The following is a 24,994-nucleotide window of genomic DNA, read 5'->3' on the forward strand; positions in this document are numbered from 1 at the left end:
GCCAAGCTGAACATTCGAATTTGAAGGTTTGCCAGATGCTGATTATTCCCGCTATCGATCTTAAAGACGGTGCCTGTGTTCGTCTGCGCCAGGGCCGCATGGAAGATTCCACAGTGTTCTCCGATGACCCGGTGAGCATGGCAGCCAAGTGGGTGGAGGGCGGTTGCCGTCGTCTGCATCTGGTCGACCTGAACGGCGCGTTCGAAGGCCAGCCGGTCAACGGCGAAGTGGTCACTGCGATTGCCAAGCGCTACCCGAACCTGCCGATCCAGATCGGCGGCGGCATTCGTTCGCTGGAAACCATCGAGCACTACGTCAAAGCGGGCGTGAGCTACGTGATCATCGGCACCAAGGCCGTGAAAGATCCGGCCTTCGTCGCCGAAGCCTGCCGCGCGTTCCCGGGCAAGGTGATTGTCGGACTGGACGCCAAGGACGGTTTCGTCGCTACCGACGGCTGGGCTGAAATCAGCACCATCCAGGTGATCGACCTGGCCAAGCAGTTTGAGGCCGACGGCGTGTCCGCCATCGTTTATACCGACATTGCCAAAGACGGCATGATGCAGGGTTGCAACGTACCGTTCACCGCTGCGCTGGCTGCTGCCACGAAGATCCCGGTGATCGCTTCCGGTGGCATCCACAACCTGGGTGACATCAAGACGCTGCTCGACGCCAAGGCGCCAGGCATCATCGGTGCGATCACCGGTCGCGCGATCTACGAAGGCACCCTCGACGTCGCTGAAGCGCAAGCTTTCTGCGATTCGTACAAAGGCTGAGGACTGACCATGGCGCTGGCCAAACGCATCATCCCTTGCCTGGACGTGGACAACGGCCGGGTCGTCAAAGGTGTGAAGTTCGAGAACATCCGCGATGCAGGCGACCCGGTGGAGATCGCCCGTCGCTATGACGAGCAGGGTGCCGACGAGATTACTTTCCTCGACATCACCGCCAGCGTCGACGGTCGCGATACCACGCTGCATACCGTCGAGCGCATGGCCAGCCAGGTGTTCATCCCGCTCACCGTAGGTGGTGGCGTGCGCACCGTGCAGGACATCCGCAACCTGCTCAATGCCGGTGCGGACAAGGTCTCGATCAACACAGCGGCGGTGTTCAACCCGGAATTCGTCGGCGAAGCGGCGCAGCACTTCGGTTCGCAATGCATCGTGGTTGCCATCGATGCGAAGAAGGTCTCGGGACCTGGCGAAATCCCGCGCTGGGAAATCTTCACCCACGGCGGTCGCAAGCCTACCGGCCTCGACGCGGTCGAATGGGCGAAGAAGATGGAGGGCTTGGGTGCCGGTGAAATCCTCCTGACCAGCATGGATCAGGACGGCATGAAAAACGGCTTCGACCTCGGTGTAACCCGTGCCATCAGCGATGCGCTGGGTATTCCGGTGATCGCTTCCGGCGGTGTCGGCAACCTGCAGCACTTGGCCGATGGCATTCTCGAAGGTCACGCCAGCGCGGTGTTGGCGGCGAGTATTTTCCACTTTGGCGAATACACCGTGCAGGAAGCCAAAGCCTACATGGCCCATCGCGGAATTGTGATGCGCTGAACAAACCAGTGCAGGCCAGTGGACATCATGGCGGGCTCAGGGCACTCTTGAGTACGCCATGGATTTCGGTAGCCAGACATGTTTAAACGCATTCTTCTTGTCCTCGCCAGCGCTTCCCTGTTGCTCATCAGTAGCGCACGCGCCGCAGACAACTCCGCCACGGAACTGGTGTTGCTGACGGAAAACTTCCCGCCATACAACATGGCCAAGAACGGCAAGAACTTCGCTCAGGACGAGAACATCAATGGTATCGCCGTTGATATCGTTCGCGAGATGTTCAAGCGCGCCAACGTCACCTATAGCCTGACCCTGCGTTTCCCTTGGGAGCGGGTCTATAAACTCGCACTGGAAAACCCCGGTTACGGAGCCTTCGTGATGGCGCGTTTGCCGGACCGCGAGCGGCTTTTCAAGTGGGTCGGACCGATCGGGCCGGACGACTGGATCATGCTGGCCAAGGCTGACAGCAAAATCTCCCTCGACACCCTGGAGGACGCGCGCAAGTACAGGATTGGTGCCTACAAGGGCGATGCGATTGCCGAGACGCTCGCCAAGCAGGGCCTGAAGCCAATCGTGGTGCTGCGCGATCAGGATAATGCGAAGAAACTGGTCAATGGCCAGATCGACCTGTGGGCTACCGGCGACCCCGCCGGGCGCTATCTGGCGCGCCAGGACGGGGTAAACGGACTCAAGACCGTGTTGCGTTTCAACAGCGCCGAACTGTACCTGGCGCTGAACAGGGATGTGCCGCAGGCGACCGTCGCCAAGTTGCAGGCAGCGCTGGATCAGATGCGCAAGGACGGTGTGGTTGACGAGATCATGGGGCGGTATTTGTAGGCGTTCGCGAGTCTGTTTCCGGCACAGAGGGCGTGATTACTTCAGTCTCCTGTTCCGGTGGATATTCGGTCAAGTGCAGGCTATTGCCATCGATGTAATAGAGTTCGCAGGGCACTTGAGTCTTGTTTTCCCGCAGCAATCTGAAGGTGCTTTGCAACTCATAGGCCGCAACGGCTTTGTTCTTTGCAGCTACTACGGCGACCTCCACGTGTGTTGGGCCTCCCCAGCCGCCGGATGCATCGACCAGCGCAAAGCTGGTGCTCAACCTTGCGGTGAATAAGGAGGGCGCACCCTTGGGCCACTGCCCATCGATCGAAATAGAAGTGATGCGTGAAAACACATCCGCATTCGCCATGCTCTGAGGGCGGCGTGCAGGCCAATGATAGGTCTGGCGTGCGCCGCTATCGTTTTTGCCATATCCCACAAGTACATATTGGTCAGTTCTTTCCAGCATGTAGAAAGGTGATGTGCGTAATTGCTCAAAAGGCCTGAGACTGGGATCTTTTACGGTGAACCAGGGGAGTTTAGCCGTCTGAGTGATCTTGCCCGACTCAAAAAGTAGCGGCTGTTCGTTTCCCGTGAGTTCTGGAGCTACGGGTGAGGGCTGGATGTCCAGGGGAATCGGCATCCGTAAGGCGTAAGCCGTGATGTGTGTTACAGGTTTTGTATGGGAGCCCACCCCGATAAAGGTGCCAGGTGCACAAAGGATTTCCCCGGCTGCGGTGTCCGGTGGATAGATACCCCACGCACTGAAGGCCTGCCTGGCACCGCTGCCCTTGTCGTCCCAGATCAGGTCGCTGATGAATGACGGGGCTACCAGGTCTCTGCGTACGCAACGTATGTCACTTGGCAAAGGCTTGTCGCGGCCGTTGGAGCACAACTGCCCCAATGCCACGTAGCCACTTGGAGCGATTGGTTGCCATATCGTGCAGTTTGCCCTGGCGCCTGAACCGGCATCGCTCCAGACTTGTTCAAAGTCGATGGGCGCACGCAGAGCTGGTTCCTTGCCGCTATCGCTCGACAGTTCGCCCTCGCAGACAACCATCACCATCCTTTTCTCGTTGATGTTGTCGAGTCCGGAGGCAACGACGTCACCCAGCGGGAAAAACCCTGGCAGCAAATCAGGAGCGGGACTCGGTCGCCAGAACGCTGCGGGTTTCGATTTCGAGCCGGTGCTGTCCCAGGTGCGGCGGAACTCGGTGGTAAAGTTGATGAGCAGGTTATCGTGCTTTATGGATTCGATTCGTCTTGCGGCTAATGGGGTGCTGTCTTGGGTGTTCATATTGATTCCAGATAGATGAGAATGCGACAGAGGGAGTCGCAACCTGTTGTTCACTATCCAGAATGGAGGTGGGTATCTGGCGGTAACTATTTATCGACTTCGAGCCGGTTATTACCGATAAACGCCGTCTTTACCATGAGCGACCATGGCGCGATTGCCGCGCACGCTGATCATCTGCCTGATATCAATCCACTCGATTCCCTGAGCCTTCAGTTTCGGCAACTCGCGCTCCAGCACCGTCAATGTCTGCGGGTAAGGATGCCCGATCATCACCGCCGAGCCCTGTTTTCGCGCCAGGCTGATTGCCGTCTGCAGTTGCGTGAAGATGGCCGCTTCAGTGCGCTCGTCATCCAGGAATACATCCCGGGAAACACTGGCCAGTGCGGTCTTCTGGGCTTGCTGCGCGGCCACGGTCTGGGCGCTGGTGCGGCTGTCGACGAAGAACTTGTGTCGACGCTGCAAGTCGGCCATCAACCAGGCCATCGCGGCCGGTTGAGCGGTCATGCGGCTGCCCATGTGGTTATTGATGCCGGCGGTGTAGGGCACGACCTTGAACGCCGCGTTCAGGCGTTTTTCAAGCTCTTCGATGGGCAAGTCGGGATGCCAGGCGAATGGTCCGGTGGCCGGATCCATGGGCATGTGCAAGATGACGATCTTGCCGGCGCGATGGGCTTCGCGGGCGAATTCGGTGGCGTGAGGGGTGTCGGGCATGATTGCCGTGGTGACCGGGCCGGGCAGGGCCAGCACCTGGCGATCCCGGGGCAGGCTCTGCCCCAGGTCATCGATGATCAGGCTGATATAGGCCTTTTGAGGGGCGGGCGCTGCGTGCACAACACCCGCCAGGTAACACAGCAACCCCAGGACTACCCGCAAAAGCATCTCAGCGGCCGGACGTGATGCTCAGCCCTTTGAGCAGGCTCAGGGCCTGGGCCAGTTGGTAATCGTCGTCCTGCGGCATCGGCTTGGTCTTGCCGCCGGAACTGGTCGGCTTGTCGGCGCCGCCGTTGCCGTTGCCCAGGTGACCCTGCAAATCGGCTTCCTTGAAGTAGTCGCCGTCTTGCTCGTTGGTGATCTTGGCCTTGCGCACTTCGATGTCCGGGATGATGCCCTGGGCCTGGATCGAGCGGCCGTTTGGCGTGTAGTACAGCGCCGTGGTGATCTTCAGGGCGCGGTCGTTGTTCAGGGGCAGTACGGTTTGCACCGAGCCTTTGCCGAAACTCGGCGTACCCATGACCACCGCGCGTTTCTGGTCCTGCAGGGCGCCGGCGACGATTTCCGAGGCCGAGGCGCTGCCGCCGTTGATCAGCGTGACCATTGGCACGGCTTCGCTTTCGTCCTTGCCGGTGGCAGAGAAACGCAATTCGGAGTTGGCGATGCGGCCCTTGGTGTAGACGATCAGGCCCTTGGTGATGAAGTGGTCGACCACTTCCACCGCCGCTTGCAGCACACCGCCCGGGTTGTTGCGCAGGTCGAGGATGATGCCGTTGAGTTTCTTGCCGTTGTCCTTGCGCAGCTTTGCCAGGGCCTTGGACACTTCTTCGCCGGTCTTGACCTGGAACTGGGTGATGCGGATGTAGCCATAGCCTGATTCGAGCAGCTGGCTCTTCACGCTCTTCACCTGAATGATGGCGCGGGCCAGGGTCACATCGAACGGCGTGCCGCCGTCACGTACCAGGGTCAGGGTGATTTTCTGGCCGATCTTGCCGCGCATCTTGTCCACGGCTTCGGTCATGCTCTGGCCGCGGGTGGGTTGGCCATTGATTTTGACGATGAAGTCGCCCGCCTGGATGCCAGCCTTGGAGGCCGGTGTGTCATCGATCGGCGACACCACTTTGATGAAGCCGTCCTCGGCGCCGACTTCGATGCCCAGGCCGCCGAATTCGCCGCTGGTGCTTTCCTGCAGTTCAGCGAAGTCTTCAGGTCCGAGGTACGCGGAGTGCGGGTCAAGGTTGCTGAGCATGCCCTTGATCGCGTTTTCCAGCAGGGTCTTGTCGTCAACCGGTTCGACATAGGCAGCCTTGATCCGATCCATGACCTCGGCAAAGGTGCGCAACTCTTCCAGCGGCAATGGCGCTCTGGTGGTCGCGGCAGAGCCCGCAGGCGCGACTGCCGGGGCCGGTTGAGCGGCAAACGCCAGAGGCGCGCCGATCACCAGGGCAATCGCCAGGGCCAGCGAGGTAAGACGGGACAAATACAGCATGTCGAACGAACTCCTAATGTAGGTGACTCAGCGCCTATCCTTGCGCGCGGCACCATTGCGCCGGATCACTCGGGTGACCCTGCTGACGAATAGCAAAGTACAGCGCTGGTGTGTCCTGCCCGCCACTGTTACCGACAGTGGAGATGGATTCACCGGCTTTTACCACGTCACCCGCAGACTTGAGCAGTGTCTGGTTGTGACCATAGAGACTCAAGAAACCGTTACCGTGGTCGAGAATCACCAGCAGCCCGGCGCCGCGCAACCAGTCGGCGAACACCACTCGACCGCCATGCACCGCATGCACCGTACTGCCGGCAGAAGCGCCGATCATTACGCCGTCCCACTTGGTGCGGGCGTCGTCGCCACGGCTTTCACCGAAGCGCGCCAACAGTCGACCATCGACAGGCCAGGGAAGTTTTCCGCGAGTTGACGCAAATGCGCCACCAAAGGTTTCGCCTGAACTTGAAACCATTGGGCCGGGTGTCGATTTAACCGGTTTGCGTGGGGCGTCATCGTTGGCTTCTGCCAGCGCCTGGGCCTCACGTAAACGCTTTTTTTCGGCTTCCTGCTGGGCGATCAGCGCTTTTTGCCGCGCTTCCTCTGCCTCACGGGCCTGGCGGGCCAGGGTTTCTTCAATGGTTTTAAGGACTTTAGACAGGTCTGCCTGATCCTGCTCGCGGGCTGCCAGTTTCTGGTCGCGGGCCTTCACGTCGTCGTTGAGCTTGGCCAGGACTTGCTGGCGCTCCTGGCGAACCTTTTCGAGTTCGCCACGCTGGGTTTCGAGGCTACTTTGCTGCACCAGCAATTGCGCCTGCTGCAGGCCGATGTCTTTTTCGACATTGGCCAGCTGGCGCAGGGTTTCGTTGAAATTCTTCAGCTGCTCCAGGCGGGCCTGGCTCAGGTAGTCGTAATAGGTGAGCGTGCGGGCGAACTTCTCGGGATTCTGCTGGTTGAGCAGCAGTTTCAAGTACTCCTGGCGGCCGTTCTGGTAAGCCGCGCGGGCCTGGATGGCGATCAGTCGCTGCTGTTCAGTGCGCGCGCTCTGGAGTTTTTTTTTCTCCGCATCGAGTCGCTGCAACTCGGTTTCGCTTTTCTTCAGCTCTTTTTGCAGGGCGTCGACCTGCTTCTCGAGCTTGCCCATCTCGGTCTCGGTACCCTTGAGGTCTTTCTGCACGCCGGATTTTTCTTCCTGCAGCTTGCCCAGCAGTTTTTTCAACTCGGCAATGTCCTGACGCGTGGCGTCCAACTGTTGCTGGGTTTGCGCGCGCTCATCGGCGAAGGCCGGTAGGAGCAGGCAGGTCAGGGCAAGGGCTATCAGGACGCGAAGCATAGAGGCAGGCGACACCAGGGAAAGGGACGCCCTAGTATGCCCGCCCCACGCTGCAAAAAAAACGCCCAATTGGGGCTGTGTGATAACTGGCCCGAAAAACCACGCAAACCCACTGTAGGAGCGAGCCTGCTCGCGATGGCGTCCTAACATTCAACATCGATATTGACTGTTGGATTGCAATCGCGAGCAGGCTCACTCCTACAGGGGATTGCGGTGTTTGGTGTAGCCGGGTTACACCAGAATCGAAGTCCCGGTCATTTCCGCCGGTTGTTCCAGGCCCAGCAGCTTCAGCATGGTCGGTGCCACATCCGCCAGCACGCCGCCTTCACGAACCTTCAGGTCGCGCTTGCCGACATAGATGAACGGCACCGGCTCGGTGGTGTGCGCGGTGTGCGCCTGGCCCGTGGTCTCGTCGGACATTTGCTCGACGTTGCCGTGGTCCGCGGTGATCAGGGCTTCGCCGCCGACTTTCTCCAGCGCCTCGACGATACGGCCGACGCACTGGTCAAGGCACTCAACGGCCTTGACCGCCGCCTCGAACACGCCGCTGTGGCCGACCATGTCGCCGTTGGCGTAGTTGACCACGATCACGTCGTAACGCTGGTTGTCGATGGCGTCGACGATGCGGTCGGTGACTTCCGGCGCGCTCATTTCCGGTTGCAAGTCATAGGTGGCGACTTTCGGCGACGGGATCAGGATGCGTTCTTCGCCCGGGAACGGTTCTTCACGACCGCCAGAGAAGAAGAAGGTCACGTGGGCGTATTTTTCGGTTTCAGCGATGCGCAGCTGGGTCTTGCCGTTTTTCGCCAGGTAGTCGCCCAGCACGTTTTCCAGGCTGCCGGCGGCGAAGGCCGATGGTGCGGGAATGCTGGCGGCGTATTGGGTCAGCATGACGAAACCGGCCAGTTTTGGCTGACGGGCACGCTCGAAGTCCTTGAAGTCGTCCTCGACGAAGACTCGGGTCAGTTCACGGGCGCGGTCGGCGCGGAAGTTCATGAACACCACGGCGTCGCCGTCTTCTACTTTAACGGGCTCGCCGATGGAGGTGGCCTTGACGAACTCGTCGCTCTCGCCACGCTCGTAGGCGGCTTGCAGGCCTTCCTGGGCGGTGGCGGCGTTGAATTCGCCATTGCCGTCGACGATCAGGTTGTAGGCCTGGGATACGCGGTCCCAACGGTTGTCGCGATCCATGGCGAAGTAACGACCGATGAGGCTGGCGATCCGGCCTTTGCCCAGCGCCTGGAAGGTAGCGTCCAGTAGTTCGATCGACGATTGCGCGCTTTTCGGCGGAGTATCGCGGCCGTCGAGGAAGGCGTGCAGGTAGATTTTTTCGGCGCCGCGCTTGGCAGCCAGTTCGGCCATGGCGACCAGGTGATCCTGGTGGCTGTGCACGCCACCATCGGACAGAAGTCCCATGAAGTGCACGGCTTTGCCGGCAGCGACGGCTTTGTCCACAGCAGCGCAGATGGTCGGGTTCTCGAAGAACTCGCCGTCGCGGATCGATTTGGTCACGCGGGTGAAATCCTGATACACCACGCGGCCAGCACCGAGGTTCATGTGGCCGACTTCGGAGTTGCCCATCTGGCCGTCAGGCAGGCCGACGTCCATGCCGCTGCCCGAAATCAGGCCGTTGGGCACGGTGGCCCATAAACGGTCCAGTACGGGCTTCTTGGCCGCAAAGATGGCATTGGATTCAGGGCTCTCACTGTGACCGAAGCCGTCGAGAATGATCAGGACCAAAGGTTTAGGCGTGGTAGTCATGGAGTCCACTCGTGGCTGAGAAAAGAGGGCGATGGAAAAGGGAGTGGCAGTTTAAAGCGAAGTTCCGGCCACGTCACCGCCGGACGGGGTTTGGCCCACCATAGTGGCTGTGTATACTGGCCGACATTTTAACGCCCTGGAACCTCCTTCGATGGTTGCTCACCTGATTGAATTTGCCACTAACCACTACATCCTCGTCGGTATCTTCGTCGTACTGCTGGCGTTGCTGATTGCCTATCAGATGCAGGGCGGCGGCCGTAGCCTGAGCACCGGCGAACTGACTGGCCTGGTCAACAAAGACGCCGGCGTGGTGATCGACATTCGTCCGACCAAGGACTTTGCCGCCGGCCACATTGTAGGCGCGTTGAACATTCCCCACGACAAACTGGCTGCTCGCGTTGGCGAACTGGAAAAGCACAAGGCCAAGACCATCATCCTGGTCGATGCCATGGGCCAGACCGCCGGTACCCACGCTCGTGAACTGGTGAAGGCCGGCTTCACCGCCGCCAAGCTGTCCGGTGGTGTTTCCAGCTGGAAAGCCGACAATCTGCCACTGGTGAAGTGATATGAGTAACGTCGTCGTCTATTCCAGCGATTACTGCCCTTATTGCTCCCGAGCCAAGTACCTGCTCGAGAACAAAGGTGTGGCCTTCGAAGAGATCAAGGTCGATGGCAAGCCGCAGGTGCGTGCCGCAATGGCTCAGAAGGCCGGACGTACATCCGTGCCGCAGATCTGGATCGGCAGCACCCACGTTGGCGGTTGTGATGATTTGTTTGCCCTGGAACGCGCCGGCAAGCTCGATGCGCTGCTCAAGGCCTGAATTCCATACCCTATAAAAGCCCAAGATCAGAAAGGATCTGAGATGACTGACCAACAGAACACTGCAGCTAGCGAAGAAGAAACCGCACCGCAATTCTCCTTGCAGCGCATCTACGTACGTGACTTGTCCTTCGAAGCCCCGAAAAGCCCGGCGATCTTCCGCCAGCAGTGGGAGCCGAGTGTCGGTCTGGATCTGAACACCCGTCAAAAGGCGTTGGAAAACGACTTCCACGAAGTCGTACTGACCCTGTCGGTCACCGTCAAGAACGGTGAAGAAGTGGCGTTCATCGCCGAAGTGCAGCAGGCCGGTATCTTCCTGATCAAGAACCTGGACGACGCTTCGATGAGCCACACCCTGGGCGCGTTCTGCCCGAACATCCTGTTCCCGTACGCTCGCGAAGCGCTGGACAGCCTGGTGACCCGCGGCTCGTTCCCGGCCCTGATGCTGGCTCCGGTGAACTTCGACGCCCTGTACGCGCAAGAGCTGCAACGCATGCAGGCGGCGGGCGAGACTCCGACCGTTCAATAATCTGCGCTGCTGAAAATCGCGGGCAAGCCCGCTCCCACAGGATTGTGCAAAACCTGTGGGAGCGGGCTTGCCCGCGATTGTTTCTGTCAGGCGAAAATGATTTCGGACTATTTGAAGTCGTTCTGCCGCCAGGCTTCGTACACGGCGACGGCCACGGTGTTGGACAGGTTCAGGCTGCGGCAGCCTTCGCGCATTGGCAGGCGCAGGCGTTGTTCGCCGGGCAGGGCGTCGAGCACCTCGGCTGGCAGGCCACGGCTTTCCGGGCCGAACAGGAATGCATCGCCAGGGGCGAAACTGGCGTCGTGAAACGGCCGCGAGCCCTTGGTGGTGAAGGCGAACAAACGGGGATGACCGAGGCTTTCCAGGCAGCTGGCCAGGTCCGCATGGCGTTGCAGAGTGGCATACTCGTGGTAGTCGAGGCCCGCCCGGCGCAGGCGCTTGTCGTCCATCTCGAAGCCCAGCGGTTCGATCAAATGCAGGTGGCAGCCACTGTTGGCGCACAGCCTGATAACGTTGCCGGTGTTCGGCGGAATTTCTGGTTGGAAAAGGATGACGTGAAACATGCACGGCTCCGAAGGTAGAGATGAGCGGCATTCTACGCCGCAAGCCGACCCTCGTTCGAAACTATTCCCGCGTGTGATGGCTTCGCTGGCAATCGTGGGGGTGATGGTAGGGTTGATGATCGGTCGCCTGACCACCCCCGACCCCAGCGAATTGCAGCAGATCGAAGTGACGGACGACGGGTTGGTGGTGTGGTTCAACAATGAGCCCAAGACCCACGGCGAGATCGTGGAAGGCAGTGTCGCGCTGTTGTTCGAAGCGCAGGGCAAGGCGCAAAAAGGCCAGCTCAAGCTCAACGGCAAGGATGTGAACTGGCGAACGCGATTGAGTGACGGGGGATTGTTGCTGACGCTGGTGGCGGCCCGCCCCCTTCAGGGTGAGTGGGCCGGTAGCGAGGTCGATGACCGCTGGCGGCTGGAGATCCATCTCCGGGAGCAATAAAAGAGGGAATCCCCGGCCTGCCTGTACCAAGGTCCCCAAAACGGGAGGGCTCATCGCTTGTGCGGTGTGAGCCCGGTGTAAAGAGGGAATCCCCGGCCTGCCTGTACCAAGGACCCCAAAACGGGAGGGCTCGTCGCTTGTGCGGTGTGAGCCCGGTGTAAAGAGGGAATCCCCGGCCTGCCTGTACCAAGGTCCCCGAAACTGGGTAGTGATCTGAATCACTGATGGGACTACTGCAGGGGGCGTGCCAGGTTTTAACAAGTTGAAACAGAAAGTCGCGTGGAAAAGCTGAAAGCCCCGTAATCCGGGGCTTTCGTGTTTTTTCGATAGGGGTTCGATTACGAATACAAGCGGGGTTTTGGATCAGTTGCCGTGCGCGATTGCGGTTCACGGTGCATTCAGGCGGTGCACGGCAGCCCAAAAAGCTTCGCGAGCAGGCTCGCTCCCACAAGGTTCGGTAGCGTTAGTGAGAACACTACAAATCCACTGTGGGAGCGAGCCTGCTCGCGAATTGGGTGTGACGGTCAGTGAAGAATCAAGGCTGATTAACCCTCATCCCCCTCATCATCATCCCCACCATCTACCTTCATCCCCAGCTCCTTGATCTTGCGCGTCAGGGTATTGCGCCCCCAGCCCAGCAACACGGCGGCATCGCGGCGGCGGCCGGCGGTGTGCTTGAGGGCGGTTTCGATCATGATCCGCTCGAAGGTCGGCACGGCGCTGTCCAGCAGGCTGGACTGGCCGCGAGCCAGCGCCTGGTCGGCCCATTGGCGCAATGCCTGTTCCCAGTTGGTCACCGGGGCCGAATCCTGAGGCAGGCTCAGCAGTTCCGGTGGCAGGTCGCCGATATGCACTTCGCGACCCGAGGCCATCACGGTGATCCAGCGGCACGTGTTCTCCAGCTGGCGCACGTTGCCCGGCCATGGCAGGTTTTTCAGGTATTCCTCGGTTTCGTTTTTCAGCAATTTCGGCTCGACCGCCAGCTCCTGCGCTGCACGGCCGAGGAAGTGCTTGGCCAGGGTCGGGATGTCTTCGCGACGGTCCGACAGGCGCGGTATGTGGATGCGGATCACGTTGAGACGGTGGAACAAGTCTTCCCGGAATTTCCCGGCATTCACCAGGGTTTCAAGGTTCTGGTGCGTGGCGGCGATGATCCGCACGTCCACCTTGACCGGGACGTGACCACCGACACGGTAGAACTCGCCATCAGCCAGTACCCGCAGCAAACGAGTCTGGGTGTCCGCCGGCATGTCGCCGATTTCGTCGAGGAACAGCGTGCCCCCGTCCGCCTGCTCGAATCGCCCGCGACGCAGGTTGGCGGCACCGGTGAACGCACCTTTTTCGTGGCCGAACAGCTCGGATTCCATCAGGTCTTTCGGGATCGCCGCCATGTTCAATGCAATGAACGGTGAAGCGGCCCGCGGGCTGTGGCGGTGCAGGGCGTGGGCCACCAGTTCTTTACCGGTGCCGGATTCGCCGTTGATCAGTACGGTGATGTTGGAGTGGCTCAAGCGCCCGATGGCGCGAAACACTTCCTGCATCGCTGGCGCTTCGCCGATGATTTCCGGGGTGCGGGTCAGTGCGACCGGGACTTCCAGGCCTTGTTGTTCCTGAGCGTGCTGATTCGCGCGCTTGACCAGGGAGACCGCTTCGTCGACATCGAACGGCTTGGGCAGGTATTCAAAGGCGCCGCCCTGATAGGACGCGACAGCGCTGTCCAGATCGGAGTGCGCGGTCATGATGATCACTGGCAGCCGGGGGTGTTGCTCGCGAATCCGCGCCAGAAGGTCCAGGCCGCTCGCACCGGGCATGCGGATGTCGGAGATGATCACGTCCGGCTGCTGGCGCGCCAGGCGGCTCATCACGCCATCGGCGCTGTCGAAGCTTTGCGTGGTCATGCCTTCCTGCTGCAAGGCTTTTTCCAGGACCCAGCGGATAGAACGGTCGTCATCGACGATCCACACGGTTTCACTACGGCTCATGTCGATGTGGCTCCTTGTTCCAGTGGCAGAAAGATCGAGAAGGTGGTGTGGCCGGGGTGGCTGTCACATTCGATCAAGCCCTGGTGCTGGCTGATGATGTTCTGGGTAATGGCCAGGCCCAGCCCGGTACCGTCCGGACGGCCGCTGACCATGGGGAAAAAGATGGTTTCCTGAAGATCCGCAGGAATGCCCGGTCCGTTGTCGATGATTTCGATCTTGGTCACCAGGCGATGGCGCACGTGGCCGATGGTGAACTGGCGCATGGCGCGGGTGCGCAGGCTGATGCGGCCCAGGCGCAGCTCATTCTGGCTGCTGATGGCCTGCATCGCATTGCGCACGATGTTCAGCACGGCCTGGATCATTTGTTCGCGATCGATCAGGACGTCTGGAATACTCGGGTCGTAGTCGCGCACCAAAGTGATGCAGCCCTGGCTTTCGGCCTCGACCAGATGGCAGACGCGTTCCAGCACCTCGTGGATGTTGCACATGGCCAGCGATGGCAGTTTGTTCGAGCCGAGCATGCGATCGACCAGGTTGCGCAGGCGGTCGGCCTCTTCAATGATGACATTGGTGTAATCGCGCAGGCTTTCTTCCGGCAGCTCGCGGGCCAGCAGCTGTGCCGCGCCGCGAATACCGCCCAGCGGATTCTTGATTTCGTGAGCCAGGCCGCGCACCAGCATCTTGCTGGTTTCCTGCTTTGAAAGCTGCGCTTCTTCCTTGGTGATGCGCAACAAACGGTCGCGGGGGTGGACTTCGAGCAGCAGCAATGTGTCTCCGCCTGAAAGGATCGGCGTTACCGCGTAATCGACCGTGAGGGTCTGGCCGGTAAGTGCGGTAAGCATCGCTTCGCGCTTGGTAAAGGGATGCGCCTGCTGTACCGCCTGGCGCAACGAATTCAGCGCCTCGGTGGATTCGGTAAACAGCTCGCTGATGAACTGCCCATGGCTGCGCTGGCCGCTGATGGCCAGGAGCATCTCCGCCGCGGGGTTCATGTACTCAAGGCGCAGTTCGGCGTTGAGCAGGATGGTGGCGGTGGTCAGGTTGTCGAGCAGCAAGCGGTGTAGTGCGTCGCTGATGGTCATTCAGGACCTCTTTTGGCGCATGAATAAAGAGCTGATGCGAGCAAACTGCAAAAACCAAACCAAGGCTCTGAAAAGAAGCGTTTAAGCGCTGAAACGGGCGTTTGACGCTCGATTGCGTGGCGCTTTGCCAGATTGTTCGGGTACTTTCGAACCAAAATGGGTTGGAATTTGAACGCGGTGCAACCAATCGCACCAATATAGTGCGAAAAATCAAACGAGGCTAAAACAAGCGCAAGTCCTTCAGCGCTTGTGCACTCGCTGCAAGGTAAAGGTCACCGTGGGGCTCTGCTGTACGACTGTTTCGCCGTCGATCACTTGCACGGCGACGCTGTGCAAGCCGCGATCGATGTTCACCAGCTGCAGGATCGGTACGTTGCCTGGCTGGCCATAGGGTTGCCCATCCAGTAAAAGCCTGAACAGGTGCGAGCCTTGTAGGCGCGGTTTGATCAGCACGTTGACGGTGAAGGTGCCGTTGTTGGCGCGCAAGGCCCCTTCGTTGGGCAGGCCTGTCAGCTCAAGAACCTCGTAGGCACTGTTTATCTGCTCGCGGCTGTTGATGGGGGTGGGCGGAGCAGGTTCGCTGGGCGGTTGGCGCTCGATACGGTTCAAAGGTGGCAAATCAACCGCCTGGGCGCTAACGCCATCGGGTGGTTGATTGCTGTACGCCGTGTTGCCGGCAGCATCGGTGTACTTGTAGATCTGGGCCATTGCAGGAAAGCCTGATAACAGCCCCAGGAACAATAAGAGTGGCCGCATTCAGGCTCCCTGTGAGCAGCAAAAATTACTCCGACAAAGGAATACCCTCGCTGCCAGCATAGAACACGATAAGTTCTACCGGTTCCTCACCGGTGACTCCGCGGTGGGTGATATTGACCATTTCGGCCACGGCTTCGCCTTGTTTGACGCGCCGGATCTGACCACTGTCCTTGCTTTCTATCGTCAGCTCGCCGCTGAGGATATACGCCGCATTTGGCATGACGTGGGTATGCCATGGAAGTTGCGTATTGGCCGGGATCTTCAGCTTAAGCACTGACAGTTCAGGTTCGGCGTAAGGGTAGTGAGTGTAAGGCGTGTCGTCCCAGGATCTGCTGCTTTGCAACAGGACTTTGCGTTCGATCGCTGTTGGGGACGCGGAGTTGCTACAGCCCTGCAAGGCGAGGGCGACGAGGGCGGTAATTAGGGGGGTGAGCATGGATCGCTTCATGTTTCCGTCCTTTGAGTTCAAGACGGTACAGGCTACGGGGCGCTCATATTTTTTTAAGCCGGACGTTGCCGGGAATGCCCGGGGAAACATGGACTGTTTGCGTGAGACGTTGCCTACAAAAAAAGGCCTCCCGAAGGAGGCCTCTTTGTCACGCCGCTTGCGCAGGCGCTACCGGATTAGCAGCTGTAGTACAGCTCGTATTCCAGTGGGTGTACGAAGGTACGTACCTTGATTTCTTCTTCGCTTTTCAGGGCGATGTAAGCGTCGATGAAGTCGTCGCTGAAAACGCCGCCTTTGGTCAGGAACGCACGACCTTTGTCCAGCTCTTCCAGGGCTTCTTTCAGGCTGCCGCAAACTTGTGGGATCTCTTTCGCCTCTTCAGGCGGCAGGTCGTACAGGTTTTTGTCAGCTGCGTCGCCAGGGTGGATCTTGTTCTGGATGCCGTCCAGGCCAGCCATCAGCAGTGCAGCGAAGCACAGGTACGGGTTGGCAGCCGGATCCGGGAAGCGTGCTTCGATACGGCGGGCTTTCGGGCTCGACACGTAAGGAATACGGATCGAAGCCGAGCGGTTACGAGCCGAGTAGGCCAGCATTACCGGAGCTTCGAAGCCTGGAACCAGGCGCTTGTAGGAGTTGGTTGCCGGGTTGGTGAAGCCGTTCAGGGCCTTACCGTGCTTGATGATGCCGCCGATGAAGTACAGGGCGGTATCGGACAGGCCGGCATAACCTTCGCCAGCGAAGGTGTTCTTGCCTTCTTTCCAGATCGACATGTGTACGTGCATACCCGAGCCGTTGTCGCCGTACAGAGGCTTAGGCATGAAGGTAGCGGTACGGCCGTAGGCATCGGCAACGTTGTGCACGACGTACTTCAGGGTTTGGGTCTCGTCGGCTTTCTTCACCAGGGTGTTGAACTTGACGCCGATTTCGTTCTGGCCGGCAGTTGCCACTTCGTGGTGGTGAACTTCGACGGTCAGGCCCATTTCTTCCAGTGCGTTGCACATGGAGGTACGGATTTCGTGGTCGTGGTCGAACGGCGGAACCGGGAAGTAGCCACCTTTGACGCCTGGACGGTGGCCTTTGTTGCCGCCTTCGATGTCCTGGTCGGACATCCAGGAACCTTGTTCGGAGTAGATCTTGAACATGGAGCCGGAAATGTCGGACTTGAACTTCACTTGGTCGAAGATGAAGAACTCTGGCTCTGGACCGGCGAACACGGTGTCACCGATACCGGTGGATTTCAGGTGCTCTTCGGCGCGCTTGGCGATCGCACGTGGGTCGCGGTCGTAGCCTTGCATGCTCGAAGGTTCGATGATGTCGCAGACCAGGATCAGGGTCGGCTCTTCGGTGAACGGGTCCAGAACAGCGGTGGAGTCGTCCGGCAGCAGGATCATGTCGGAGGCTTCGATGCCTTTCCAGCCAGCGATGGAGGAGCCGTCGAACATTTTGCCGACTTCAAAGAAGTCATCGTCCAGCGCATCGCGAGCCGGCATGGTCACGTGGTGCTGAGTGCCCTTGGTGTCTGTGAAGCGCAGATCAATCCACTTGACGTCATGATCTTTGATGAGTTGAACCGACTTCGACATAGTGTCCTCCGGGTGGATTAGGGCTGGTAGTGGATGCCCTTAAATGTTTGTGATGCCGGCGCGAATACTCTGCCAAGGCAACCTGCCTCACAAGGGAGCAAATTGCATGCCAGTGCCCCACCATGGGTTTTTTGCCCCAAATTCACGCTTATAGAGGTGCAAAAGGCTTTAAAGCAGAAAAATGCGCCCCTTAATGTGGCGCTGAAATCGAAATATGACCTGTTTTGGTGCGTGCAAAACCTTCTGCACATTAACTGGTTAAACCTTGAGCAATTTCCGCTATAATCCGCGCCCCCCTTTTTCGGCAGGCCTTGCGCGCGCTGTTTCCATGAAATTAATCGTAAAAGTCTTTCCAGAGATCACCATCAAGAGCCGCCCGGTACGGATGCGTTTCATCCGCCAGTTGGCCAAGAACATCCGTGCCGTGCTCCGTGACCTGGACCCGGCTGTGGTGGTGAACGGCGTGTGGGACAATCTCGAGCTGGAGACCCGCGTCAGCGACCCCAAGGCCCTGAAGGAGATGGGCGAGCGCCTGAGCTGCATGCCGGGCATCGCGCACTTCCTGCAAATCGACGAGTACCCGCTGGGTGACTTCGATGACATCGTCGAGAAGTGCAAGCAGCACTACGGTGATGCACTGGCCGGGAAGATTTTCTCGGTACGTTGCAAACGCGCCGGCAAGCACCCATTTAGCTCCATAGACATCGAAAAATATGTCGGCAGCCAGTTGCGCCGTCAGTGCGGTGCCGCCGGAATCGACCTGAAAAAGCCTGAAATCGAAGTTCGCATCGAAGTTCGCGACCAACGGTTGTTCGTGATCCACAGTCAGCACAACGGTATCGGCGGTTATCCGCTGGGTGCGCTGGAACAGACGTTGGTGCTGATGTCCGGTGGCTTCGATTCCACCGTTGCGGCCTACCAGATCATGCGCCGCGGCCTGATGGCGCATTTCTGCTTCTTTAACCTGGGTGGACGTGCCCACGAATTGGGCGTCATGGAAGTCGCGCATTTCATCTGGAAGAAGTACGGCAGCTCGCAACGCGTGTTATTTGTCAGTGTGCCGTTCGAAGAAGTGCTGGGAGAAATTCTCGGCAAAGTCGATAACAGTCATATGGGCGTAGTATTGAAGCGTATGATGTTGCGCGCTTCCTCCCAAATTGCCGATCGACTGCACATCGAAGCGCTGGTGACCGGTGAGGCGATCTCCCAGGTGTCGAGCCAGACGTTGCCGAACCTGTCGGTGATCGATTGCGTGACCGACAAACTGGTCTTGCGCCCGCTGATTGCCAGCCACAAGCAGGACATCATCGACACGGCCAACGAAATCGGCACCGCCGACTTCGCCAGGCACATGCCGGAGTACTGCGGGGTCATCTCGGTGAACCCCAAGACCGCTGCCAAGCGCCATCGCGTGGAGCACGAAGAGAAAGAATTCGACATGGCAGTCCTTGAGCGTGCGCTCGAGAACGCCAAACTGGTACCGATCGATCGCGTGATCGACGAATTGGGCCAGGACCTGCAGATTGAAGAAGTCAGCGAAGCGCTGGCCGGTCAGATCGTCATCGACATCCGTCACCCGGATGCCGCTGAAGACGACCCGCTGGACCTTGCTGGCATCGAGGTACAAACGATGCCGTTTTATGCACTGAACGCTCGTTTCAAGGAACTGGACCCTACTCGCCAGTACCTGCTTTATTGCGACAAAGGCGTGATGAGTCGCCTGCATGCCCACCATTTGCTCAGTGAGGGACATGCCAATGTGCGCGTTTATCGACCGAGCTAAGTGCCCGGGGCTGTTTGCCTGTGGCTTGCGTCACCGGCCCCCCGACGCCGCCGTCAAGCTGTAACGGCAAGGCCTGACTCTACTGTAAATCGCTGCCAAGACTTGTCAGCACACCGAATCCTCTGATCGAGATACACAAGTGATCGAAAATCTACGCAACATCGCCATCATTGCCCACGTTGACCATGGTAAAACCACCCTGGTAGACAAACTCCTGCGTCAATCCGGCACCCTGGAGCGCAACGAGCTCAACGACGAGCGCGTGATGGACTCCAACGACCAGGAAAAAGAGCGCGGTATTACCATCCTGGCGAAAAACACCGCCATCAACTGGAACGGCTACCACATCAACATCGTGGACACCCCGGGCCACGCCGACTTCGGCGGCGAAGTAGAACGCGTAATGTCGATGGTTGACTCCGTTCTGCTGCTGGTTGACGCTCAAGACGGCCCTATGCCGCAAACCCGTTTCGTGACCAAGAAGGCTTTCGAAGCCGGCCTGCGTCCGATCGTGTGCATCAACAAGGTTGACCGTCCAGGCGCGCGTCCGGACTGGGTTCTGGACCAGATCTTCGACCTGTTCGACAACCTGGGTGCCACCGAAGAACAGCTCGACTTCAAAGTCGTCTACGCCTCGGCCCTGAACGGTATTGCCGGTCTGGACCACAACGAAATGGCTGAAGACATGACCCCGCTGTACCAGTCGATCGTCGACAACGTACCAGCGCCGGCTGTTGACCGTGACGGTCCGTTCCAGATGCAGATCTCCGCACTGGACTACAACAGCTTCCTGGGTGTTATCGGTGTTGGCCGTATCGCTCGTGGTCGCGTCAAGCCGAACACCCCGGTTGTGGCTATCGGCGCCGATGGCAAGAAGCGTAACGGTCGTATCCTGAAGCTGATGGGTCACCACGGTCTGCACCGTGTAGACGTTGAAGAAGCTGCTGCAGGCGACATCGTGTGCATCAGCGGTATGGAATCGCTGTTCATCTCCGACACCCTGTGCACCCCGGACAACGTCGAAGCGATGAAGCCGCTGACCGTCGACGAGCCAACCGTTTCCATGACCTTCCAGGTAAACGACTCGCCATTCTGCGGTAAAGAAGGCAAGTTCGTGACTTCCCGTAACATCAAGGAACGTCTGGACAAAGAGCTGCTTTACAACGTTGCACTGCGCGTTGAAGAAGGCGACTCGGCTGACAAGTTCAAGGTTTCCGGCCGTGGTGAGCTGCACCTCTCGGTACTGATCGAAACCATGCGTCGCGAAGGCTTCGAAATGGCTGTAGGCCGTCCGGAAGTGATCATCCGTCTGGTTGACGGCGTGAAGCACGAACCTTACGAAAACGTGACCATCGACCTGCCGGAAGAATCCCAAGGCAAGGTGATGGAAGAGATGGGCCTGCGTAAAGGCGACCTGACCAACATGGTGCCGGATGGCAAGGGCCGTGTACGTCTGGAATACAACATCCCTGCTCGCGGTCTGATCGGTTTCCGTAACCAGTTCCTGACCCTGACCAACGGTGCTGGCATCCTGACCTCGATCTTCGACCGTTACGACGTGATGAAGTCCGGCGACATGTCCGGCCGTCAGAACGGCGTTCTGGTTTCGGTTGAAACCGGCAAGGCACTGACCTACTCCCTGGAAACCCTGCAGGCGCGTGGCAAGCTGTTCGTTGAACACGGTCAGGAAATCTACAACGGTCAGATCGTTGGTCTGAACAGCCGTGACAACGACCTGGGCGTCAACCCTACCAAGGGCAAGAAGCTCGACAACATGCGTGCTTCGGGTAAAGACGAAACCATCGCCCTGGTTCCACCTGTTCGCTTCACCCTGGAACAGGCTCTGGAATTCATCCAGGACGACGAGCTGTGCGAAGTGACTCCTAAGTCCATCCGTCTTCGCAAGAAGATCCTGGACGAAAGCGAGCGTACCCGCGCTGCCAAGAAAGCCAAGGCATAAGATTTAGCCCAGGCTGAATGAAAACGCCCCCGGTCGAAAGGCCGGGGGCGTTTTTGCATTTAAGGACTTGCGCTGCAGATTGCGTGGCGGCTGGGTGAAGATTGGCGTGACGCCCGCAGGCTGAATCAAGCATCGAACCATCGGAAGGCGATAAAGGCTTCGGCTACTTTGCGTAGCAACACGTTGTCCGCCTTATTGGATACTCCGTCGCGGTTCACATCCACATTGGTGAAGGAGTGCAGGCCGCCATCATTGTCCCTGTCATAGGCAGTGGCGCGTTGAATCCGAATGGGGGTGCAGAGCGTGCCATCGTCTTCACTGAATTGAAGCGTGACGATATTGGGAGAGCCATCCTTGTGATGGTCCATTGCGGCAATCTTCAGATAACGTTCCCAATTATTTCCTGCATTGAACCAGTTAAGTTGCAGGAAAACCTCGGCGAAGGCCGTCAAAAGCAGTTGGTCCTGGAAATTCTGCTTTCCGTCGCTGTTGATATCACCCGCGAAACCAAACTCAATCCTGCCATCGGCGGACATATCCACCGCAAAAGCTTCGCGTACCAGATTGGCCGGGCCATCGTGGAAATGCAGCAAGACGGCATCGGCTTTTCCGTTACCGCTACGATCCTGGGCTGTCACTTTTAAATAACGCATGAGCATCTTCTCTGAGGGAGTGATGCTCCACGCTAGTGTTTATGACTGACCTTTTCTGTCGGTGAAAGCTTGGCGAACCATAGGAAATCGCTCCAGGCGCATCGGATCGCGTTACCCAGGCATGTCGGAATAAACCAAAAGGCTGAAAACCTTTTCGCCAAACGTCCTTGGCGCCGGTGCTGTTGGCCCGAAAGCCGGGCCTTGATCAGAACCGCTCGATACTCCGCGAATTCCGCTCGCGCTCCACTTCCTTCGGCTTGTACGCGCAATACCCCGGCCGTGGGCCGATTTTCGGGTGGTTGCGGCACGTATCCGGGCGCTTTTCATAAATAGTGCACAGACGGCTCTTACGATCCAGGTACAGGCAATCGTTGTTGCTCATGCGCTGGAGGGTGAAGATCTCGGATTTCTGGTTGTAGCGCTCGACGATCCCTTCCTTCTGCAGGCGCTTGGCGATGTTCTTTGGCGGGTCGCCGCGTTCGAACTCGTCGACGATGCCGATGCGGATCAGGTCCTTGATCTTGACCTCGACCGGCAGGGTGCAACAGCTCGATAGGCAGGAGCCGCACATTGGGGCAGAGTACTTGGCCCAGGTATCGAGTCGGTCGATCTCCGCGGCGGCGATCAGGTTCGGCTTCATCATCGGTTGTTACCAGCGTGTGCATCAGGGCGCGCGATCATACCGGGACTGGTGGATTTTTGAACAACCTTTCGCCAGTTTTTTTCACGGACATGCAGCAGCAGCGCTAATCCGGCACGGCCCCTGCATTGATTCAGGTACATGACAATGCATTGCCGGCTTGACGCGCATTAACAGGAAAAACTGCCGAACCAGAGGCTATACCGTCTGTCAGACCGTCTAGTCTCAGACAATTCCAAGCTCGCTCGAGGTCCTATCGATGACTCAAGAACCACTTGTTCGCGAAGCAGAGGTGGCCGCATTCCGCGACGCCGTCTTGACCAAACTCACCTACGCGGTGGGCAAAGACCCGGATCACGCCTTTGACCATGACTGGTTCGAAGCCATTGCCCTGGCAGCGCGCGATCACATGGTCGAGCACTGGATGGACCACACCCGGCAGATTTACCGCAAAGGACAGAAGCGGGTTTATTACCTCTCCCTGGAATTCCTGATCGGTCGGCTGCTCTACGACAGCCTGAGCAATCTCGGCCTGCTCGACGTGGCACGCGAAGCCCTGACCGAACTCGGCGTCGACCTTGAACGCATCCGCCTGCTGGAGCCCGATGCGGCGTTGGGTAACGGTGGCCTCGGACGACTGGCGGCGTGCTTCATGGAAAGCATGTCGACCCTGGGTATCGCCGGTCATGGCTACGGCATTCGTTACGAGCACGGTTTGTTCCGTCAGGCCGTCGTCGACGGTTGGCAGCAGGAACAGACCGAGCACTGGCTGGATTTCGGTAACCCTTGGGAGTTCGAACGGCCTGAAGTGGTTTATCCGATCGGCTTTGGCGGCGGCGTCGAGACCGTGACCGATGAGAACGGCAAGTCCAAACAAGTCTGGCATCCAGCGGAAACCGTGCGGGCCATTGCCTATGACACGCCGGTGGTCGGTTGGCGCGGGGCCAGCGTGAACACGTTGCGGCTGTGGCGCGCACGGGCCATGGAAGATTTGCACCTGGAACGCTTCAACGCCGGTGACCACCTGGGGGCGGTGGCCGAAGTGGCCCGGGCCGAAAGTATCTCGCGGGTACTGTACCCGGCAGACAGCACCGAGGCGGGCCAGGAACTGCGGTTGCGCCAGGAATACTTCTTCGTCGCCGCATCCCTGCAGGACCTGCTGCGCCGCCATCGCAACATGCACACCTCGGTGCTGACCCTGGGCGATCACGCGGCGATCCAGCTCAACGACACCCACCCCTCGATTGCCGTTGCCGAGTTGATGCGCCAGTTGGTCGATGTCTACGACGTGGCATGGGATGCGGCGTGGCAGGTCACGGTCGACACGCTTTCCTACACCAACCACACCTTGCTGCCCGAGGCGCTGGAAACCTGGCCGGTGGGCCTGATGGAGCGCATGCTGCCACGGCACATGCAGATCATTTACCTGATCAACGCCCAGCACATCGACTCGCTGCGGGCCAAGGGCATCCACGATTTCGACGTGTTGCGCGCGGTGTCCTTGATCGAGGAAGACAACGGTCGACGCGTGCGCATGGGCAACCTGGCGTTCCTCGGCTCCCACAGCGTCAACGGCGTATCCGCCTTGCACACGCAACTGATGCGCAAGACGGTGTTCTCCGAGCTGCACAAGCTTTATCCGCAACGGATCAACAACAAGACCAACGGCATCACTTTCCGCCGCTGGCTGTACCAGGCCAACCCGGAGCTGACCTCGATGCTGGTCGATGCCCTCGGCCAGGACCTGCTGGACAAGCCCGAGGAGCGCTTGCTCGAGCTGCAACCGTTCGCCGATAAGTCGGCGTTCCGCAAAGCGTTCGCCGAACAGCGCCTGCACAGCAAAAAGGCCCTGGCCTACCTGATTCATGAGCGATTGGGGGTGGCGGTCAACCCGGCGGCGATGTTCGACGTGCAGGTCAAGCGGATCCACGAATACAAGCGCCAGCTGCTCAACCTGATGCACACCGTGGCGCTGTACCAGGCGATCCGTGCGGAACCTGAAATCGACTGGGTACCACGGGTGAAGATCTTCGCCGGTAAAGCCGCGGCCAGTTATCACCAGGCCAAGTTGATCATCAAGCTGACCAACGACATCGCCCGGGTGGTGAACAACGACCCGACCGTACGCGGCTTGCTCAAGGTGGTGTTCCTGCCCAATTACAACGTCAGCCTGGCGGAGAGCATCATTCCGGCGGCGGACCTGTCCGAGCAGATCTCCACGGCCGGCTTTGAAGCCTCGGGCACCAGCAACATGAAATTCGGTCTCAACGGTGCATTGACCATCGGCACGCTGGACGGTGCCAACGTGGAGATGTCCGAGCGCATCGGCGTCGAGAACATGTTCATCTTTGGCCTCAGTGCCCAGCAGGTTGAAGCGCGCAAGCAGAACCACGAGTTCAGCGCGGTGCCGGACATCGCTGCGTCCCATCGACTCAACGATGTATTGCAAGCCATTCGCGGCGGGGTGTTCTCGCCGGATGATCCATCCCGTTACACCGGGCTGATCGATTCGTTGGTGGACTACGACCGCTTCCTGGTCTGTGCCGATTTCGATTCCTACTGGAACGCGCAAATGCGCGTCGAAGCCCTTTGGCACGATTCCGAGCAATGGTGGCGCTCGGCGGTGTTGAACACCTCGCGCATGGGCTGGTTCTCTTCCGACCGGACGATTCGCGAGTACGCCACGGAAATCTGGAAGGCGTTGGAGTAACGCTTCCAGCGGATCGATATACAAGCGGCAGCAAAAGATCGCAGCCTCCGGCAGCACCTACAGGGATTTGTATGCCCTTGTAAGGG

The 24,994-nt window shown here is 59.1% G+C and carries 23 protein-coding genes; 10 read left to right on the forward strand and 13 right to left on the reverse strand.

What is annotated here, in order from left to right; translation table 11 throughout:
* Nucleotides 1–35: 35 nt before the first annotated feature.
* The 3 genes from hisA (at nucleotide 36) to OH720_RS01415 (ending at nucleotide 2,387) form a co-directional block, all read left to right on the forward strand.
* Nucleotides 36–773, forward strand: coding sequence for a 1-(5-phosphoribosyl)-5-[(5-phosphoribosylamino)methylideneamino]imidazole-4-carboxamide isomerase (hisA, locus tag OH720_RS01405; protein ID WP_007972753.1), 738 nt, complete (start codon nucleotides 36–38; stop codon nucleotides 771–773).
* Nucleotides 774–782: 9 nt separating this feature from the next.
* Nucleotides 783–1,553, forward strand: coding sequence for an imidazole glycerol phosphate synthase subunit HisF (gene hisF, locus OH720_RS01410; RefSeq protein WP_084318197.1), 771 nt, complete (start codon nucleotides 783–785; stop codon nucleotides 1,551–1,553).
* Nucleotides 1,554–1,631: 78 nt separating this feature from the next.
* Entirely contained in the window at nucleotides 1,632–2,387 is a 756-nt protein-coding gene (locus OH720_RS01415; RefSeq protein WP_272604282.1) for a substrate-binding periplasmic protein, read from the forward strand.
* Here the strand turns inward: OH720_RS01415 and OH720_RS01420 are convergent.
* From OH720_RS01420 to gpmI, 5 genes are all read right to left on the reverse strand, one after another.
* Entirely contained in the window at nucleotides 2,368–3,669 is a 1,302-nt protein-coding gene (locus OH720_RS01420; protein WP_272604283.1) for a Vps62-related protein, read from the reverse strand. The two genes, OH720_RS01415 and OH720_RS01420, sit on opposite strands and share 20 nt — an antisense overlap.
* Before the next feature lie 111 nt (nucleotides 3,670–3,780).
* Nucleotides 3,781–4,548, reverse strand: coding sequence for a divergent polysaccharide deacetylase family protein (locus tag OH720_RS01425; protein ID WP_272604284.1), 768 nt, complete (start codon nucleotides 4,546–4,548; stop codon nucleotides 3,781–3,783).
* 1 nt (nucleotide 4,549) lies between these two features.
* Entirely contained in the window at nucleotides 4,550–5,869 is a 1,320-nt protein-coding gene (locus OH720_RS01430; protein WP_272604285.1) for a S41 family peptidase, read from the reverse strand.
* A 34-nt stretch (nucleotides 5,870–5,903) separates the two neighbouring features.
* Nucleotides 5,904–7,199: a murein hydrolase activator EnvC family protein gene (locus OH720_RS01435; protein WP_272604286.1), complete on the reverse strand. Its 1,296-nt coding sequence runs from the start codon at nucleotides 7,197–7,199 to the stop codon at nucleotides 5,904–5,906.
* 231 nt (nucleotides 7,200–7,430) lie between these two features.
* Nucleotides 7,431–8,960, reverse strand: a complete 1,530-nt coding sequence (gene gpmI, locus OH720_RS01440; RefSeq protein ID WP_008058534.1) for a 2,3-bisphosphoglycerate-independent phosphoglycerate mutase — start codon at nucleotides 8,958–8,960, stop codon at nucleotides 7,431–7,433.
* A gap of 151 nt (nucleotides 8,961–9,111) precedes the next feature.
* Between gpmI and OH720_RS01445 the strand changes: the two genes are divergently transcribed.
* The 3 genes from OH720_RS01445 to secB are packed head-to-tail and all read left to right on the forward strand — an operon-like array spanning nucleotide 9,112 to nucleotide 10,309.
* On the forward strand, nucleotides 9,112–9,525 hold the full coding sequence (locus OH720_RS01445) for a rhodanese-like domain-containing protein (protein ID WP_180203871.1): 414 nt from the start codon (nucleotides 9,112–9,114) through the stop codon (nucleotides 9,523–9,525).
* 1 nt (nucleotide 9,526) lies between these two features.
* Nucleotides 9,527–9,781, forward strand: a complete 255-nt coding sequence (grxC, locus tag OH720_RS01450) for a glutaredoxin 3 (protein WP_008058538.1) — start codon at nucleotides 9,527–9,529, stop codon at nucleotides 9,779–9,781.
* Nucleotides 9,782–9,823: 42 nt separating this feature from the next.
* Nucleotides 9,824–10,309 (forward strand): protein-export chaperone SecB, encoded by a 486-nt coding sequence (gene secB / locus OH720_RS01455; protein WP_207260644.1) that lies wholly within the window; start codon nucleotides 9,824–9,826, stop codon nucleotides 10,307–10,309.
* Nucleotides 10,310–10,416: 107 nt separating this feature from the next.
* Here secB and trmL read toward each other — a convergent pair whose 3' ends face one another.
* Nucleotides 10,417–10,872 carry a tRNA (uridine(34)/cytosine(34)/5-carboxymethylaminomethyluridine(34)-2'-O)-methyltransferase TrmL gene (trmL, locus tag OH720_RS01460; RefSeq protein ID WP_090452600.1) on the reverse strand — a complete coding sequence of 152 codons (456 nt, stop codon included), beginning with the start codon at nucleotides 10,870–10,872 and terminating at the stop codon, nucleotides 10,417–10,419.
* Between trmL and OH720_RS01465 the strand changes: the two genes are divergently transcribed.
* Nucleotides 10,871–11,311 (forward strand): hypothetical protein, encoded by a 441-nt coding sequence (locus OH720_RS01465; protein WP_272604287.1) that lies wholly within the window; start codon nucleotides 10,871–10,873, stop codon nucleotides 11,309–11,311. The two genes, trmL and OH720_RS01465, sit on opposite strands and share 2 nt — an antisense overlap.
* Nucleotides 11,312–11,856: 545 nt before the next feature.
* On the opposite strand, the gene ntrC is transcribed toward OH720_RS01465, so the two are convergent.
* The 5 genes from ntrC to glnA form a co-directional block, all read right to left on the reverse strand.
* Nucleotides 11,857–13,293 carry a nitrogen regulation protein NR(I) gene (gene ntrC, locus OH720_RS01470; RefSeq protein ID WP_008058546.1) on the reverse strand — a complete coding sequence of 479 codons (1,437 nt, stop codon included), beginning with the start codon at nucleotides 13,291–13,293 and terminating at the stop codon, nucleotides 11,857–11,859.
* Nucleotides 13,290–14,375 (reverse strand): nitrogen regulation protein NR(II), encoded by a 1,086-nt coding sequence (gene glnL, locus OH720_RS01475; RefSeq protein ID WP_180203873.1) that lies wholly within the window; start codon nucleotides 14,373–14,375, stop codon nucleotides 13,290–13,292. The genes ntrC and glnL overlap by 4 nt, the downstream gene beginning before the upstream one ends.
* A gap of 240 nt (nucleotides 14,376–14,615) precedes the next feature.
* A complete protein-coding gene (locus OH720_RS01480; protein ID WP_272604288.1) occupies nucleotides 14,616–15,131 on the reverse strand; it encodes a DUF4124 domain-containing protein in 516 nt (171 codons plus the stop codon).
* Nucleotides 15,132–15,156: 25 nt separating this feature from the next.
* Entirely contained in the window at nucleotides 15,157–15,579 is a 423-nt protein-coding gene (locus OH720_RS01485) for a cupin domain-containing protein (RefSeq protein ID WP_272604289.1), read from the reverse strand.
* A 176-nt stretch (nucleotides 15,580–15,755) separates the two neighbouring features.
* A complete protein-coding gene (gene glnA / locus OH720_RS01490) occupies nucleotides 15,756–17,162 on the reverse strand; it encodes a type I glutamate--ammonia ligase (RefSeq protein ID WP_008058552.1) in 1,407 nt (468 codons plus the stop codon).
* A gap of 328 nt (nucleotides 17,163–17,490) precedes the next feature.
* On the opposite strand from glnA, the gene thiI reads away from it, so the two are divergent.
* The gene (gene thiI, locus OH720_RS01495) at nucleotides 17,491–18,945 is read left to right on the forward strand and encodes a tRNA uracil 4-sulfurtransferase ThiI (RefSeq protein WP_008058553.1); all 1,455 of its coding nucleotides are present in this window, start codon (nucleotides 17,491–17,493) and stop codon (nucleotides 18,943–18,945) included.
* Nucleotides 18,946–19,084: 139 nt separating this feature from the next.
* Nucleotides 19,085–20,905, forward strand: a complete 1,821-nt coding sequence (gene typA / locus OH720_RS01500) for a translational GTPase TypA (protein WP_008058555.1) — start codon at nucleotides 19,085–19,087, stop codon at nucleotides 20,903–20,905.
* A gap of 125 nt (nucleotides 20,906–21,030) precedes the next feature.
* On the opposite strand, the gene OH720_RS01505 is transcribed toward typA, so the two are convergent.
* Nucleotides 21,031–21,558, reverse strand: a complete 528-nt coding sequence (locus OH720_RS01505) for a hypothetical protein (protein ID WP_272604290.1) — start codon at nucleotides 21,556–21,558, stop codon at nucleotides 21,031–21,033.
* A 205-nt stretch (nucleotides 21,559–21,763) separates the two neighbouring features.
* The gene (locus OH720_RS01510; RefSeq protein ID WP_179054087.1) at nucleotides 21,764–22,201 is read right to left on the reverse strand and encodes a YkgJ family cysteine cluster protein; all 438 of its coding nucleotides are present in this window, start codon (nucleotides 22,199–22,201) and stop codon (nucleotides 21,764–21,766) included.
* Nucleotides 22,202–22,457: 256 nt separating this feature from the next.
* Here OH720_RS01510 and OH720_RS01515 point away from each other — a divergent pair, with 256 nt between their 5' ends.
* The gene (locus OH720_RS01515) at nucleotides 22,458–24,908 is read left to right on the forward strand and encodes a glycogen/starch/alpha-glucan phosphorylase (RefSeq protein ID WP_272604291.1); all 2,451 of its coding nucleotides are present in this window, start codon (nucleotides 22,458–22,460) and stop codon (nucleotides 24,906–24,908) included.
* Nucleotides 24,909–24,994: the final 86 nt, after the last annotated feature.

The organism is Pseudomonas sp. WJP1 (assembly GCF_028471945.1).
Lineage (GTDB): Bacteria > Pseudomonadota > Gammaproteobacteria > Pseudomonadales > Pseudomonadaceae > Aquipseudomonas.

What these genes read in the sequence shown, in the direction of transcription:
- gpmI (WP_008058534.1), bottom strand. Translation starts at nt 8,960, where the DNA reads ATGACTACCACGCCTAAACCTTTGGTCCTGATCATTCTCGACGGCTTC.
- OH720_RS01435 (WP_272604286.1), bottom strand. Translation starts at nt 7,199, where the DNA reads ATGCTTCGCGTCCTGATAGCCCTTGCCCTGACCTGCCTGCTCCTACCG.
- OH720_RS01445 (WP_180203871.1), top strand. Translation starts at nt 9,112, where the DNA reads ATGGTTGCTCACCTGATTGAATTTGCCACTAACCACTACATCCTCGTC.
- trmL (WP_090452600.1), bottom strand. Translation starts at nt 10,872, where the DNA reads ATGTTTCACGTCATCCTTTTCCAACCAGAAATTCCGCCGAACACCGGC.
- thiI (WP_008058553.1), top strand. Translation starts at nt 17,491, where the DNA reads ATGAAATTAATCGTAAAAGTCTTTCCAGAGATCACCATCAAGAGCCGC.
- OH720_RS01465 (WP_272604287.1), top strand. Translation starts at nt 10,871, where the DNA reads ATGCACGGCTCCGAAGGTAGAGATGAGCGGCATTCTACGCCGCAAGCC.
- hisA (WP_007972753.1), top strand. Translation starts at nt 36, where the DNA reads ATGCTGATTATTCCCGCTATCGATCTTAAAGACGGTGCCTGTGTTCGT.
- OH720_RS01505 (WP_272604290.1), bottom strand. Translation starts at nt 21,558, where the DNA reads ATGCGTTATTTAAAAGTGACAGCCCAGGATCGTAGCGGTAACGGAAAA.
- glnL (WP_180203873.1), bottom strand. Translation starts at nt 14,375, where the DNA reads ATGACCATCAGCGACGCACTACACCGCTTGCTGCTCGACAACCTGACC.
- OH720_RS01510 (WP_179054087.1), bottom strand. Translation starts at nt 22,201, where the DNA reads ATGATGAAGCCGAACCTGATCGCCGCCGCGGAGATCGACCGACTCGAT.
- OH720_RS01415 (WP_272604282.1), top strand. Translation starts at nt 1,632, where the DNA reads ATGTTTAAACGCATTCTTCTTGTCCTCGCCAGCGCTTCCCTGTTGCTC.
- OH720_RS01485 (WP_272604289.1), bottom strand. Translation starts at nt 15,579, where the DNA reads ATGAAGCGATCCATGCTCACCCCCCTAATTACCGCCCTCGTCGCCCTC.
- OH720_RS01420 (WP_272604283.1), bottom strand. Translation starts at nt 3,669, where the DNA reads ATGAACACCCAAGACAGCACCCCATTAGCCGCAAGACGAATCGAATCC.
- hisF (WP_084318197.1), top strand. Translation starts at nt 783, where the DNA reads ATGGCGCTGGCCAAACGCATCATCCCTTGCCTGGACGTGGACAACGGC.
- OH720_RS01480 (WP_272604288.1), bottom strand. Translation starts at nt 15,131, where the DNA reads ATGCGGCCACTCTTATTGTTCCTGGGGCTGTTATCAGGCTTTCCTGCA.
- OH720_RS01430 (WP_272604285.1), bottom strand. Translation starts at nt 5,869, where the DNA reads ATGCTGTATTTGTCCCGTCTTACCTCGCTGGCCCTGGCGATTGCCCTG.
- secB (WP_207260644.1), top strand. Translation starts at nt 9,824, where the DNA reads ATGACTGACCAACAGAACACTGCAGCTAGCGAAGAAGAAACCGCACCG.
- glnA (WP_008058552.1), bottom strand. Translation starts at nt 17,162, where the DNA reads ATGTCGAAGTCGGTTCAACTCATCAAAGATCATGACGTCAAGTGGATT.
- grxC (WP_008058538.1), top strand. Translation starts at nt 9,527, where the DNA reads ATGAGTAACGTCGTCGTCTATTCCAGCGATTACTGCCCTTATTGCTCC.
- OH720_RS01425 (WP_272604284.1), bottom strand. Translation starts at nt 4,548, where the DNA reads ATGCTTTTGCGGGTAGTCCTGGGGTTGCTGTGTTACCTGGCGGGTGTT.
- OH720_RS01515 (WP_272604291.1), top strand. Translation starts at nt 22,458, where the DNA reads ATGACTCAAGAACCACTTGTTCGCGAAGCAGAGGTGGCCGCATTCCGC.
- ntrC (WP_008058546.1), bottom strand. Translation starts at nt 13,293, where the DNA reads ATGAGCCGTAGTGAAACCGTGTGGATCGTCGATGACGACCGTTCTATC.